At 61.8% G+C, this 13,628-nt stretch carries 9 protein-coding genes; 7 read left to right on the top strand and 2 right to left on the bottom strand.

Features of this window, described 5'->3' with window-relative positions; genetic code table 11:
* Positions 1 to 139: 139 nt before the first annotated feature.
* The 7 genes from gspJ to AC6R19_RS16515 all read left to right on the top strand — a co-directional run bounded on the left by gspJ (position 140) and on the right by AC6R19_RS16515 (position 6,969).
* Complete coding sequence (gspJ, locus tag AC6R19_RS16545) at positions 140 to 961, top strand: type II secretion system minor pseudopilin GspJ (protein WP_500580961.1); 822 nt, start codon at positions 140 to 142, stop codon at positions 959 to 961.
* On the top strand, positions 954 to 1,937 hold the full coding sequence (gene gspK, locus AC6R19_RS16540) for a type II secretion system minor pseudopilin GspK (protein WP_500580960.1): 984 nt from the start codon (positions 954 to 956) through the stop codon (positions 1,935 to 1,937). The genes gspJ and gspK overlap by 8 nt, the downstream gene beginning before the upstream one ends.
* Positions 1,938 to 1,955: 18 nt before the next feature.
* On the top strand, positions 1,956 to 3,320 hold the full coding sequence (gspL, locus tag AC6R19_RS16535; protein WP_500580959.1) for a type II secretion system protein GspL: 1,365 nt from the start codon (positions 1,956 to 1,958) through the stop codon (positions 3,318 to 3,320).
* A 72-nt stretch (positions 3,321 to 3,392) separates the two neighbouring features.
* Positions 3,393 to 3,878, top strand: coding sequence for a type II secretion system protein M (locus AC6R19_RS16530; protein ID WP_500580958.1), 486 nt, complete (start codon positions 3,393 to 3,395; stop codon positions 3,876 to 3,878).
* Between the two features lie 215 nt (positions 3,879 to 4,093).
* Positions 4,094 to 4,363 (top strand): acetyltransferase, encoded by a 270-nt coding sequence (locus AC6R19_RS16525; RefSeq protein ID WP_500580957.1) that lies wholly within the window; start codon positions 4,094 to 4,096, stop codon positions 4,361 to 4,363.
* 161 nt (positions 4,364 to 4,524) lie between these two features.
* Positions 4,525 to 4,728 (top strand): DUF2788 domain-containing protein, encoded by a 204-nt coding sequence (locus AC6R19_RS16520; protein ID WP_500580956.1) that lies wholly within the window; start codon positions 4,525 to 4,527, stop codon positions 4,726 to 4,728.
* A gap of 30 nt (positions 4,729 to 4,758) precedes the next feature.
* Positions 4,759 to 6,969 (top strand): response regulator, encoded by a 2,211-nt coding sequence (locus AC6R19_RS16515; RefSeq protein WP_500580955.1) that lies wholly within the window; start codon positions 4,759 to 4,761, stop codon positions 6,967 to 6,969.
* Positions 6,970 to 7,262: 293 nt separating this feature from the next.
* On the opposite strand, the gene AC6R19_RS16510 is transcribed toward AC6R19_RS16515, so the two are convergent.
* Together AC6R19_RS16510 and AC6R19_RS16505 are read right to left on the bottom strand one after the other, a co-directional pair.
* Positions 7,263 to 7,664 carry a DUF6984 family protein gene (locus AC6R19_RS16510; protein WP_500580954.1) on the bottom strand — a complete coding sequence of 134 codons (402 nt, stop codon included), beginning with the start codon at positions 7,662 to 7,664 and terminating at the stop codon, positions 7,263 to 7,265.
* Positions 7,636 to 13,068 carry an RHS repeat-associated core domain-containing protein gene (locus tag AC6R19_RS16505; protein WP_500580953.1) on the bottom strand — a complete coding sequence of 1,811 codons (5,433 nt, stop codon included), beginning with the start codon at positions 13,066 to 13,068 and terminating at the stop codon, positions 7,636 to 7,638. The genes AC6R19_RS16510 and AC6R19_RS16505 overlap by 29 nt, the downstream gene beginning before the upstream one ends.
* Between the last annotated feature and the right edge of the window lie 560 nt (positions 13,069 to 13,628).

Here is a 13,628-nt window from a genome sequence, read left to right as displayed (position 1 = left end):
GTGGTCAGTGGCGGGGGGGGGCAACAACCGGGACTCGGGACTCGGGACTCGGGACTCGAGGGGTGCCAACTTCGAGCGCAGTGATTTTTTTTGCCCTCATACCGGTGTTGGTGCGCGGGACACAAGCTTCGACTCTCGGATGGACCCTGCTCGCGTTCCCGAGTCCCGAGCCCCGAGTCCCGAGTCCCGTTTTTACCACCAGTCCGGCTTTACCCTGATCGAGATTCTCGTGGTGCTGGTGCTGGTATCCATCATCAGCATCGGCTCCTACGCGCTGCTGGACACCTTCAACGGCACCGACCGGGCGCTGCAACTGCGTGCGGAGGAGTTGCGGCGCTTCTCCATGGCCATGTACCGCATCGACGACGACCTGCGCCAATTGACCGTGCGCCCGGTAAAGAACGCCTATAACGGCTACGAGCCAGCCCTGCGCGGGGATACGGACGAACTGGAGTTCACCCGCCTGGGCGCGGCCAACCTGACTGGCGAGCCCCGCGGCGAACTGCAGCGGCTGAGCTACGGCATCGGCTTTGTCGAGGACGAGGAGGGCAGTGGCCTCGACGAGGACAGCGGCGCCCTGCTGCTGCGCAGCCGCTGGCGCGTGCTGGACCGGGCACCGGATTCCGAGCCGGTGGCGGAGCCGCTGCTGCTGGGTGTGGACAGCCTGAACCTTCGCTACTACGACCCGGACACTGAAGCCTGGCTGGACCAGTGGCCGCCGGTCACCTCGCGCACCTCCACCGCGGACGTGGACCGGAGCCTCCCCCGGGCCATTGAGTTCGTACTGGTGACCCGCACCGGTGGCGAACTGCGCCGGGTCTTCTCCCTGCCGCGGATCGCCGCCACGGCCACGGGCAGCTCCGGGGGCAGTTCGGGCGGTGGCTCTGGCAATAGCTCCGGCGGGGGCGGCGAATCCGATAACGGCGACGGCGAAGACCGCAGGGGGCGCGTCGATGAATAACGCCCCCGGTCGCCAGCGCGGCGTCGCCCTGATTACTGTCCTGCTGGTGATGGTGATCGCCATCGCCGCCGTCACCCACGCCATCACCCGCAACCGCATCGCCGTGTCCCGCACCGGCGCGCTGCTGGCGAACACCCAGTTGGCGGAGTTCGTGCAGGGTGCCGAGGCCTGGGCGCGGGTGGCACTGGAGAGGGACTACGAGGCCGACCGGGAGCAGAAGCCCTCCGCGGATTCGGCGCTCGAGGCCTGGGCCCAGAAGGCCCTGGCCTTCAATCCGGATAACGGTAAGATCCGCATTAATATCAAAGACTTAAACTCGTGTTTTAATGTGAATAATCTGGCTGCGGCCGGCGGGGGCTCATCGGAAGAGCGGGAGGTGTTCGAGCGCCTGGTACGCAATGTCACTGGCAAGTCGGAGCTGGCCAAGGCGATAGAGGACTGGATCGACGCCGGCGATACGCCGCAGGCCCCCGGCACCGAGGACGACGGCTACCTGGGGCGGGAGCTGGCTCACCGGACACCGGACACCCTGATCAGCGACATCTCCGAACTGTCCGCGGTGCAGGAGATGGAGGCGGAGGACTGGCAGAAGCTCCGCCCCTTCCTGTGCGCCCTGCCGGAGGCGGGTACGGCCATCAATATCAACTTCGCGCCCCTGGAACTGATCGAGGCGATAGATCCTGGGGCCAATGCGGCGGACATAATCCGTTTCCGCGAGTCCGACGGGGTCTTCAACGAGAGTTCGCAGCTGACGGGTTACGGCGTCACCAAGGCTGGGCTGAAGTTCGACAGCCAGTATTTCCTCGCCCGCATAGCGGTGCAGCTGGGGCCGGACGGAGACTACCGCCAGTACTGGGAGACCACCCTGCAGATGGACGAGACCAGCGGGCAGGCAAAACTGGTGCAGCGGCAGCGCCGCACCTTCTCCGGCGCGATGATGCAGGAGCTGCTGGATTATGAAGTCGCCGACGAATAATTAAATCAATGAAATCCTATGGTTACGATCAATAGTTTAAGCCCGAACACAAGTGCAGCCGCGCCGGTGCGCCAGTTGATGCTGTTGCGCCTGAGCGAGGGGGGCGGCCAGGGGCGGCCGCTACAGCTGCACTGCTGGAGCGACAGGGGCTGGCAGCCGGTGGCGCTGGACGACACCTTTGTGCGGGCCTTCAACCCGGACCGGGAAGATGAAACCGCCGCGGGCGCCTCTGGTGAAGCCGCCGCAGACGCCGACGCCATGCAGCTCGGCTTTCCCGAGGGTGCGCGGGCGCTGTTGCTGCTGCCGGGCAACTGGGTCTGGAGCGGCCTGGAGACCATCCCCAAGGCCGCGCGGCGCCAGAGCAGGGCGGTCGGCTATATGGTCGAGGAGCGCCTGGCGGAGGATGTGGAGGACCTGCACTTCGTCTGCCAGCCGCGCAGCGGTGACCTGTGCAGCGTCTACGCCATAGCCGCCGACAAGATGGAGGCCCTGCACAGCCAGCTGGTGCGACTGGGCTGGCCGCTGGTCGCGGCTATTCCCGAGTACCAGCTGCTGGACGGCCTCTTCCCCGGTGATACCGCCCTGTGGCTGGACGGCGACCAGGCCCATATCTGGCAAAAGGCCGGCTACGGCCTGTCGGTACGCCGCCAGTACCTGCAGCCGCTGCTGGCGCCACTGGCGGAGTCCCAAGGTGGTGAAGAGGGCGGCGAAACGGACAGCGAAGGCGAAGCCCAGAAGTTGCAGCTGCTCGGCGCCGGGGAACAGGACAACATGACGGTGGCGGAGCTGGAGTCCCTGTTCGGGGACAGGCTGCAGCGTATCGATGAGGCGGCGGAAGAGGCGCTGCTGGCCAAGTGCAAGCCGGCGCGGCTGGCCAACCTGCTGACCGGTGAATACCAGTTGGCGGACGGCGGCGAGGAGCGGGACTGGTGGCACAGGCCGGCCAAGATTGCGGCGGCCTGCTTTATCGCCCAGCTGCTGCTGTTTGCCGGGGCGGGCGGTTATTTCCAGTGGCGCGCCAACAGCGCCGAACAGCAGGCGCGGGCGCTTTTCGGTGAACTCTTCCCGCAGGACAGGCCCGGCGCGGACATCCGCCGCCAGATAGAGGGCTACCTGAAAAGGGCGGGCAACAGCGGTGGCAGCTTCGGCAGCCAGATGCAGCTTTTGAGCCGGGTCTGGGGGCAGCACAAGGGCGGCGAGCTGAAGCTGCAGTCCCTGCGCTTCGACGGCAACCGCGGCGAAATGGTGCTGCAGCTGCAGGCCCCCAACTTGGCCGACCTGGACAGCTTTGTCGGCCGCCTGTCCGAGGGTGAGTTTCGCGCGGACCTGCTGGGGGCCAACGAGCTGGAGAAGGGCGTTTCCGGGCGTATCCGGCTGCGCTGATTGAGTGGCGAGTGGCCAGTGGTGAGTGAGTAGGGTGCGCCGCGCGCACCATAAGAAATCGAAAGAAACGCAATGAAAGAACAAATCGAACAATGGCAGCAGAAGTGGCAGGCACTGCCCCCCAATGACCAGCGCGCGCTGGGCTTGCTGATCCTGTTTCTCGGTGGGTTGTTCCTGGTCTATGGCCTGTTTATGCCGGCCAAGAACTTCTTCGCCGACGCCCGCAACCGCGCCGACGAGTCGCACCAACTGGTGGCGTGGATAGAGTCCCAGCGCCCGGTGTTGGAGCGGCTGGAGCCCGTCGCCGGGGCGGCCCAGTCCTCGGGCACCCTGCTGCAGCGGGTGACCGCTGCCGCCGAGCAACACGGCATCACCATTAAGCGTTTCGAGCCCGAGGGCGATGGGCGCATCCGCCTGTGGATAGAGCAGGCACGCTACCAGGACCTGCAGCCCTGGTTGAACAACCTGATGCAGCAGCAGTTCAGCATTCGCACCGTCAACCTCGATGCACTGCAGGAAGAGGGCATGGTTTCGGCGCGCCTGACCCTGGAGGGCTGACGCCGGAAGCTTCGATTGCCTCTTTTCGATAATTCGAAAGAGATATTTGGGCTTTTCATTCCGGAATATCGATAGGTTTTGGCGATATTTTTGGTATATTTTCGTTTTATTCGAACATTTTTGTCGGAGGCGAACGCGTCCTTTTCCTTGGGGAGTAAAAGGAATTGGCGCCACAACCCCTATACTGTGGTTAGTAAGACGAAATGGGTGCCAAGATGCTGTTCAAAGATACCTCCACTAATCATTTGGTCGAGGTGGCCGATATCGTCACCCTGGCCAATCCCTACGAACTGACCGTAGTCGGCCGCTACCTCTGGGGCGAGGAAATGCAGGACCCCGAGGTTTTCGACAAGACCCAGCTCTGCTTCCTGTCCGGCGAGGCACTGCCCCGCTGCTGGCACGACAGCCGCTACCGGGACCGGGAAGTGCGCCGACTGCGCTGCGGCACCCAGGCGGAGGACGGCGACTACTACCAGGGGGCTTGAGGGAGTGGCTAGTGGTCAGTGGTTAGTGATTTGTGGGAAAAGGGAAGCCCTCTCTCGCCACCAATCACTGACCACGGGCCACTCACCACTGATCACTCGCCACTCACCATCGGCCACTGTACAATGCGCGCCAATTTTTAACCGGATAGTCGGGCAGCCGCATGTCGTTTGAGCAGTTTGAAGAATACTCCCTCTGGCTGGGGGTTGGCGGACTCATCCTTTTCATGGTGTTCATCGTCTGGAACCTGGCGAAGGAGTCCAAGGCAGGAAGGTTTGGCACCTTGATCCTGTTTATCGCGCTGGGCCTCGGATTGCTCGGGTTTCTAATAAAAACAGTACTGGTTGAAGTGCTGGGCATAGGCTGAGGCCGCTGCCTTCCTCCAGGGAAGATCTCCATGCCGATATTTGATCACCCCGAACTCAAGGTACAGAAAGACCGCCGCGTGTGCCGGGCGACCGACACGCGTATCGCCAAGTACAGCCGGCGGGGCATGCTGCTCTCCCTCTGCGCCCTGCTGATCGCCGCCGCCATCGGCCATATGCGCATAGAGGCGCCGCGGCTGCTGCTGGTGCTGGGTATCGGCTTCGTCCTGCTGACCCTGTTGCGCGGCTACTATGTATTCCGCTTCAGCTACCTCTATTCCACCGGTCCGCACCGCTGGCGCCGGCACTACTTTTTCGTCTCCACCCTGGGGGCCGCCTGGTGGGGGGTGATTCTCTTCTGCCACGTGTGGCTGCTGGGCTTTGCGCCGGAGACCCACTTCCTCTGGCTGTACACGGTGATCTTCTGCTCCAGTGTCGCCTCGGTGTTCGCCCCCTACCACCGCTTCCTGACCTGGTTTATCTCTGTCCCCCTGCTTCCGGCGGCAGCGGTGGCGGTTATTTCCGGGGAGATTATCGGCACCATTTACGGCGCCCTCACTTTTGCTTTCGTGTGGCTGACCGCCCACCAGGCGCGCCTGGAGTCGGAAAACTACTGGGACCGCCTCACCGCCATGCAGGAGCTGCAGCAGCGCGCCAGCCACCTGGCGGAAGAGCGCAAGCACTCGGAAGCGGCGGTGGAGCTGACCAATGAATTCATCACCAATATCGGCCAGGAATTCCGCAGCCAGTTGTCCGACTCCCTCGGCGCCCTGGCGCTGCTCGAGGCGGAGCCGCTGACCGAACGGCAGCGCGACTGGGTGAAGCTGGCGAAGACTGCCGGCAGCCAGCAGCTGAAGCTGGTGGATAATGTGGGGCTCTTCACCCGGGTGGCGCGCAAGGACATCCGCCTGCGCCAGGGGAGCTTCAACCTGGTCAAGACCATCGAGAAATCCTTCAAGTTCGCCGCGCGGGTGGCGCACCGCCAGCGCCTGGAGTTCAATTTCCAGATCGACGACAACCTGCCGGTGATGGTCACCGGCGACAACCGCAAGACGGCGCAGCTGATCCGCAACCTGGTGGACTCGGCCACGGTGATCGCCCAGGTGGGCGAGCTGTGGGGGCAGGTGAGCTTTTCCCCGATCAACAACGCCGAGGGCCAGCTGACCATCAGCCTGAACGACGACGGCCGCGGCGAGATACTGCCGGACGAGAGCGAACTCTTCGGCGCCTTCTCCCGCCTGGACACCGCCCAGGTCACCACCGGTCTCGGCCTCTCCATCGCCAAGGGCCTGGCGGAGGCCATGGGAGGCTACCTGCAGTTGAACTCGACGCCGGAGGGCAACCGCTACCAGGTAGTGGTGAAGTTCACGATGGAACCCAACCAGCGGGTCTATCTGACGCCGGACCGGCGCCTGCAGGACCACGAAGTACTGCTGCTGCACCAGAAGGGGCTTTTCGTCGCCGGCCTGGCGCAGATGCTGCGCTCCTTCGGTATGGAGGTCGGCACCGTCAAGATGGCACCGGATACTGCCGATGAGGTTGAGCAGGCACTGCGCATGGCGCTGGAGCGCCGGCAGCTGGTCATCCTGGCCCCGGCCATGGGTAACAGCCAGCTGCTGGAAGCGGTCGCTGAATTCCTGCGGCGCACAGAGATGGATACCGGAGACGGCAAGCTGATCTGCCTGGGCGGCTACGGCCACAAATCTGAATTCACTCAGTTGCTGCAGGTGCTGCCCGGCGCCCAGTACCTGGGGCGGCCGGTAACCCGCAAGGAGCTGCACGACGCCCTGATTGTGCGGCTGTTTGGCGCGGCGAAGAAGGCGAGCCGGCGTATCGTCTCCAGCAGCGGCGAGCAGCCGCGCCAGCATTCGCTGCTGCTGATCGAGGAGTCGCGGCAGCACCAGGGAGTGACCGAGGAGATGCTGCAGGCGCTCGGCTACCGGGTGGACGTGGCCGCGTCCGCAGTGGACGCCTTGGAGCAGCTGCCGGAGGGCAACTACGACCTGATACTGGTCGACTGCCAGCAGAACACCGAACACAGTGCGCAGATTATCGAGAGCCTGCGTCACTGGGAAGCGGAGCATACGCCGGAGGACCGCCTGCCGATCGTCGCCCTGACCAGCACCACGGAAGAGCAGTTCGAGGGCCGCTGCCTGGCGGCGGGCATGGACGACTTCCTGACCAAGCCGCTGAGCAAGGACCTGCTGCAGGAGACCCTGGAGCGCTGGCTCGGCAACGGCTGAGGCGGGTGCCGGCCGGGAGTGGCGAGCCCCAGCTCGGCAGGCGGGCCGCAGGCCCGCCTTTTCGCTTGCCGACTTTCCACGCTAGCCCGTAGGAGCAAGTGTAGGTTGGAGTGAGCTCTGCGAACTCCAACACCGCTGTCCCAGGTTCGGCTACCGGGGTTCTGCCCCGCCGGATCAACGAATTCCTCGAACAGATCGGACGACTCCGATCCGGTCGATCACACGACAAAGCCCCGGATCGCTCTGCCGGGGCTTCGATGGCTTTCGAGGTTGCGGATCAAACGACTCCGCCCCTATTGATCCCTCTGGATGTCCCGTTTCGTCCGGCCCTGCTCTACTTGGAGAGGTAAAAAACAAGCAGGTATTTTTATCAGCTTCTCGAAATTTGTTTTCCAAATATCAAGCTCAAATAAATTCCCGTTTTGGTCTACATAAAGTGAGGCAATAACATTAACGTCATCAGCGTCCACAAACTGACACTCACTTACTTGCCGACCAAACTCTCGATCGTATTCATCTAACCCTTGAATAACTAATTTCAGACTTCCCATCTCGCCGTCATCCATGCTCTCTACGGCAAGTTTCTCCGCCCAGTCATCTGGAAGAGTAAAGTCTTTAGCCGTTGATACTAAATGTTTAATTAGACGCTGCTCATCGCTAGTCGGTTTACGGTACACCGTGAATTCTCCCAACATTGATTGTTCCATCGAGAAGCTCATATGCGGTGTATTGGACGCGCTGCCCACCAACTTCTACTACTTGGTTAAACGGTCTCGCAGGCTCCATTCTTGAGGCTGCAGACCGTAGATCATTGCGAATTGCATTTTGAACTGCCTGTCGGTCCAACCCAAGCTTATCGGTATGCCTGAAAGCATGCTCTACCTGATTTGCATTATTTCCAAATTGAATATTTGGCTCTGGGTTTTCAACCCTAGTTTTATTCGAGTCTTTCCCAAATACTCTTTTCCAAAATTGCTTTGTAAGAAGGCCTCGGAATGCATTAGGAGTTAGAGGTGGACCAATACCCCACATAGCTTCTTGGCCATTGAATAAAATATTGCCATCTTTATCAGCTGTAACCGTTACGCACCCACCACCCAAGGTGTCACACGCCGGTCCCCCGTTTGTCTGCTCCTTCGCCTTCTCCGCATCACCGCCAGCAGAAGAAGAACCAGAAGAAGAACCGCCACCACCAAGGTCATGGTCATCATGCTCGTAGTCATCTTCTTCTGAGAACAAGTCGTCGTCGTCTTCTTCCTCCTCATCGTCTCTATCACATTCCATATTGAAATAACCAATACCCCAAGTGGCGGAGCACTTGTATCCACTAGGATCTGTGAAGGCCAATGGATTGTTGAAGACATAACTATACCGGTTCCAGCTCTGGCTGTAAGCAGGCGCCTGCACAATCGGATCGGGGTTCAGGAATCGTCCCAAGGTGGGGTCGTAAATACGCCCGTTCATATGGATCAGCCCGGTCCTGTCCAGGTGCTCGTGGCCGGTGAAGCCTCTCCTGGTGGTCAGGCCCTGTCCGCTGATCAGGTCCTGGATTTCCTGCTCGCTCAGTTCACCGCTCCAGTCCCCTTTTCTCCGCGCACCGTAGGGTTCGAAGGCAGTATCGAGCAAGAGAGCGCCGCTTTCGTCGGTGACCTTTTCAATGGAGCCCAGGTGATCCCGGTGCAGGTATTCCAGGATATTGACGGTGATGCCGGTGTGATCGGTGGCCGCTATGTGAACGATATTGCTGTCGATGGTGGCCTTCTGGATGCGCTGGTAATCCGGGTCGTTGGCGGGCAGCAGGTCCTGGTAGTTACCGACGATAAAGGCTTTCTCGGTCCTGAGTGTCTGCGCGTCTCCGTCCCACCAACTGGTCTCGCGGTAGTAGCGTTGTCCGTTGGGGCCGTAGCGGAAACGGTCGCGGGCGCTGGGGGTTGCGGTGGCCTGGCTGCTGCCGACGGTGATTTCAATGGGCAGCTGGCGGGCGTTCCAGGTGATCCACTTGTCGTCACCGCTGGCCGCGTCGTAGCGGGTAATGGCGCCGTTGGCGTCGTAGTGCAGGGTATGGGCAACACCACTGATCGTAACATTGCTCACTGCGTTGGGTCCGGCATTGCCGAATTCACCGTACTGATAGCCGGTGACGTCGGTATCCGCCTGGTGGCTGGAGACTTTGCTGAGGATGTTGCCCAGTTTGTCGTACTGGGTACTGAGTGTGCGCTGGCTGCCGCCATTGAGCCAGGTCTGGGCGCTGGTCAGGCGGTTGAGGGGATCGTAGTCGAAGGCCTCCTCTTTCTCCAGGGCGCCGCCGTTGTAGACCCGGCGGCTTTCCAGGGTGCCGTTGGAGCGCCAGCGGTAGGCATTGTCCTGAATATTGCCGCCGCCGGTGACCAGGGTTTCCAGGCGGCCGGTGGCCGGGTCGTAGGTGCGGTTGGTGACGACGCCGTTGCCGTAGACTTCCTGTTCTGCCTGGCCGAGGGCGTTGACGGTGTCGAAAATTTTGAGGGGGCTGGCGCCGTCGGTGATTTTCCAGAGGTAGCCCTGGGGGTTGTACTGGTAGTGGGCCTCGGCACCGCCGGGGTAGGTGACCCGGCTGAGGCGGCCGCTGGTGTCGTAGCCATAGCCGTGCACATAGGTTTTGCTGAGGCCGCCGGCGACCAGGATGGTATCGGTGGATTGCAGCTTGCCGGCGCCGTTGTAGCTATAGGTTTCGCTGAACACCTGGGTGCCGTCTTCGGTGTAGCTGCGGCTGGCGAGGCCGCCGATGGCGTTGACGGGGTCGTATTCCCAGGTCGCGGTGCCGTCCGCGTCCGCCTGTTCGACCAGGCGGCCCAGTTTGTCGTACTGGTAGCTGATGGTCTGGCCCTTGTTGTCGGTCTGGCCCAGGAGCTGGCCGAGGGCGTCGTAGGCGGTGATCACGGTCCCCAGGTTGGGGTCGGTGAGGCTGTAGCGGTTGCCGGCGTTGTCATACAGGAAGGTGGATTCGGTGGCAGGGTCGTTATCGACCGTTACCGATTGCACCAGGCCGCTGCCGTCGTGGGTGTACCGGGTGGCGACCTGCTGGGCGGTACCCACTGCATCGCTGGTCTCGACCAGGTCGCCGGTGAGGCTGTACAGGTTTTCCTTGACCTGGGTCTGGCGCACGACGCCGCCGCTGTCCAGCACGTCTTCCTCTATGCGCACTTTCACCTGATGGCTGCCGGGCAGGGCAGTGTAGTGGATACGCTGCTGGCTGCCGTCGGGCCTGTCCACCTGTTCCACGCGATTGCGCAGGTCGTACTGATAAGTGGTGAGCGGCTTGTAGTCTCCGTCGAAGAAAGGGGCAGTCTCCAGGTAGAGGCGGCCCCGGAGGTCGTAGTTGTATTCGCGGCGGGAGACGGTACTGCCGTCGAAGGACTCCGTATCTTCCTGGATCAGCCGGCCCAGCAGGTCGTAGTAGCGATCCGTTGTGGGCGTGATCGGGGAGCTGGTGCTGGCCCGGTAGGCCACCAGTTGCTCGCCGTAGACCGGGCAGGTGCCAGCGAGGCAGAAGCCGTAATCGGTACTGAAGGTGATGCCGTCCGGATTGGTGCGGTCGGTTTCGCGGCCGAAAGGGTCATAGGTGATGGTCGTCGTCCGGTGATTGGCGTCGGTGACCGTCTTCTCGACCCCGAAGCGGGGATCATAGGTGATGGCAATAGCTTGGCCCAGGGCGTTGGTCAGGGTGCCGGGGTAGCGCCTGTCGATATAATTGCTGGCCGAAGCGCTACGGGTGACGATATTGGCGCCTCTGGTGGTCTCGTGGGTCAGGTTGCCGTCGCTGTCGTACTGGTAGCTGATGGTCAGTTCGTAGTCGGAATCACTGGGGAACAGGGTCCGGCTCGCCACCTTGTTGCTGCTTGGATGAGGGCTAGCCGCCATTGTCTGTACCCGGTCCGCGGTAATGTCGGTATTGCCATCGTAGTGGCGCACCTCCTTGCCGAAGACAAAGCCGATCAGCCAGGTGCCGGTGCGGTTGGTGAAGCTGGTGACGGTTTCGGTGCTGCGCAGCACACCACTGACACTGGCGGGCTTCACTTCGCCCCAGAAGCTCTGGCTGCCGGGGGCGGTGGCACTGGTGGCGGTTTTGCGGGTCTGGACTGCGCCATCGATCAGGGCGCCGGCACCCGCGCCGTAGTCCCGCTGGCTGTAGCTGTTCCCGGTGAAGGTGTAGCCCAGCACCTGATTCTGCTCATAGACGGTTTCCAGGCTTTCCAGCAGCACCGGATAATGGCTGGTATCCGCGCCGGTGGAGAGGGCGATATCGCCGTAGCGGAACTGCTGCTTGGTCAGCACCTGGTTGTGCACGGGGTAGCTGCCCTGATACTGCTGAATCCGCGCCACTTGGCCGAAGTGGGGGAAGTCCAGGCGGAACTGGCGGTAGGTTACGATGCCGGATTCGAGATCGTGCACTTTCTGGGCGTAGTAACCCAGGAAGCCCCGGCGTTTGTCACTGATCAGGCCGGTGCCCTGATAGCTGTAAGCGGTTTCGTGCCAGCCGTCGGCGCGACCATTAGAACGCCGGAGTGTAGCAACCACCCAGCGGTAATTTCCGTTTTCCGCTTCCAGTGGACTGGCATCTGCAGGCTGTATCCCTTCGCCGAAGGGGCGCTCACGGAAGAGACCGTCATCCGAGCCGTTGCGGATCAGCGTATGAATAAATTGTGTGCTCTTACCCAAGCTGTCGGTGACTTGGCCTATGCCAGTATCGAAATCGATGTCTGGATTACTGACGTCTGGCTCCATCCAGGCGAATTCCAGCGGGTTCAGGCAGTCCGGGTTGAGACCGTTTTCATCGTAGCCGCACAGCTGCACGGCCTTCAGGCGGCGGTAGTTGTCGATTTCCCCTTCGTCCTCGGAGATCAGGCGGTATTCGCGCAGCAGCCTGCCGTCCAGGGAGACATTGATATGGTGCAGCAGCACCAGCTGCTCCTGCTGTATCTCGTCCGGTCCCAACGGCTGCGGCGGCGCGTCGCTGCGGGTGCCGTACTCGAAGGTGATCTTCGCATCGCCGGCATTGCCATAGGTGACCTCCAGCGGATAGTTGATACCCTCCACGGTATCCCGGTGGTACTTGTAATCGATGGTGTTGCCGAAGGCATCGGTGACCTTGCTCAGGCTCCAGCCGAAGTGTACCGAGGTGCCCACCCGGAGGCGGCTGTCCGGGGTGTTGCCGTACTCCTGCACGCGGCCGTCCGGCGCGGACACCCGGAACCATTGCTTGCCCTCGGCGTTTTCCTTCAATTCGATCAGGTGGAACCGCGACCGGCGGGTGCGATAGCGGGAGCCGGCTCCCCAGTAGCTGCCGGATACCAGCACCAGTGGCTCACCGTTCAGGCACAGGGAGTCGGAACTGTCCAGCTGGATGCTGTCGGTATTAGGGCGGTCGATCACGCAGCGGCGGATTTCCCCGAAGCCGCTCAGGCGCCAGCCGTAGCCGAGGATATCCTCCGGCAATACCTGGTTGTTGCGCTCGCGATAGCGGGCGCCGGAGTAGTGGATACCGATATCCGGCACCAGTCCGTTGACCCCGGGAGCCGCCTGCACGGGAATGGCAATCACCGCATCGCCCTGTTGGGTGACGTCGGTGTTGTAGGCCATCTTCCCGGGCTTGCTCGCGGCGGCCAGGGACACCGCGGGCAGGATACCGTCCAGGTTGTGTACATCGATCCAATCACTGGCCAGCCAACCGGAACAGGCATCATCGTTGCAGGCGCGCAGTTGGTAGCGGTACTGGTCCGCAGCGTCACCGCGGGCCGCATAGGTTTTGTCCAGGGGATTGGCCAAGGGGATAATGTGCCAACCGCTCTGGCCGCAGGTCGCGGTGCCCGTCTTGCATTCCCGTTTCAGTTCGTAGGAAGTAACCACACCGGACGGAGTGGTCCATTTGATATCGTAATCGCCGAATGCGCTGTCTTTGGGCAGGTTGGTGAATGAAGGTGTGCCGGGCGGGGAGAGTGGGATATTGACCGGGACGGTCTTCTGGTAAGCCGCCCGGGTCCAGGGGCCGCAGCCCTGGCCGTTACAGGCCCGGGCGCGGAACTTGTATTCGCCTTCGGTGCCCTCGGGCAATGAAACTGGCATTGACGTTTTCGTGCCCAAATTGCTGTTGCCGCAGGTCGAATAGGTGAAACTGCCGCCGTTGATACTGCATTGCAGCTCATTCCTTGTCACTGGGTCAAAGGCACCACTGACCCCGGACCAGGCTACCTGGAAATTTGTCGTCTGTGTGCCGGAGCCGGGCTGGGTGAAGTTGGTGACCTCATCCGGACTGCGGTTAACGGTGATATAGGAGGAATAGCGTAAGTCACTGTAGTTAGTAGCGCCGCCCACGGTTACATAGGAGCGTGCGCGGTAGCGGTATTTGCCGTTGGCCAGCTTGTCCGCGCTATTGGTAGAGGGAATGGTTTTCGAGCGGGTGCTGGTGTTGGCCGCGGAATAAACCCGGCTCCAGGTTCCCGCACTGCTGGTGCAAGTGCCTTTGCACTGCCACAGCTGATAGCCGGTGATCTTGGGCGGCGTGCTGGAGGCGCCGGTAGTGTTCAGAATTCTGTGTCATTTCTTTACCATACGCAAAAAAGAGATGACTCATGACCAAACCTACGTTCGATATGGATGCCGCTGTCAAGGCGCTGCGTGAGGGC

The organism is Microbulbifer sp. SE14, from assembly GCF_059834885.1.
The sequence above is the reverse complement of the archived record's forward strand: the minus strand, read 5'-3'. Positions and strand labels throughout refer to the sequence as shown.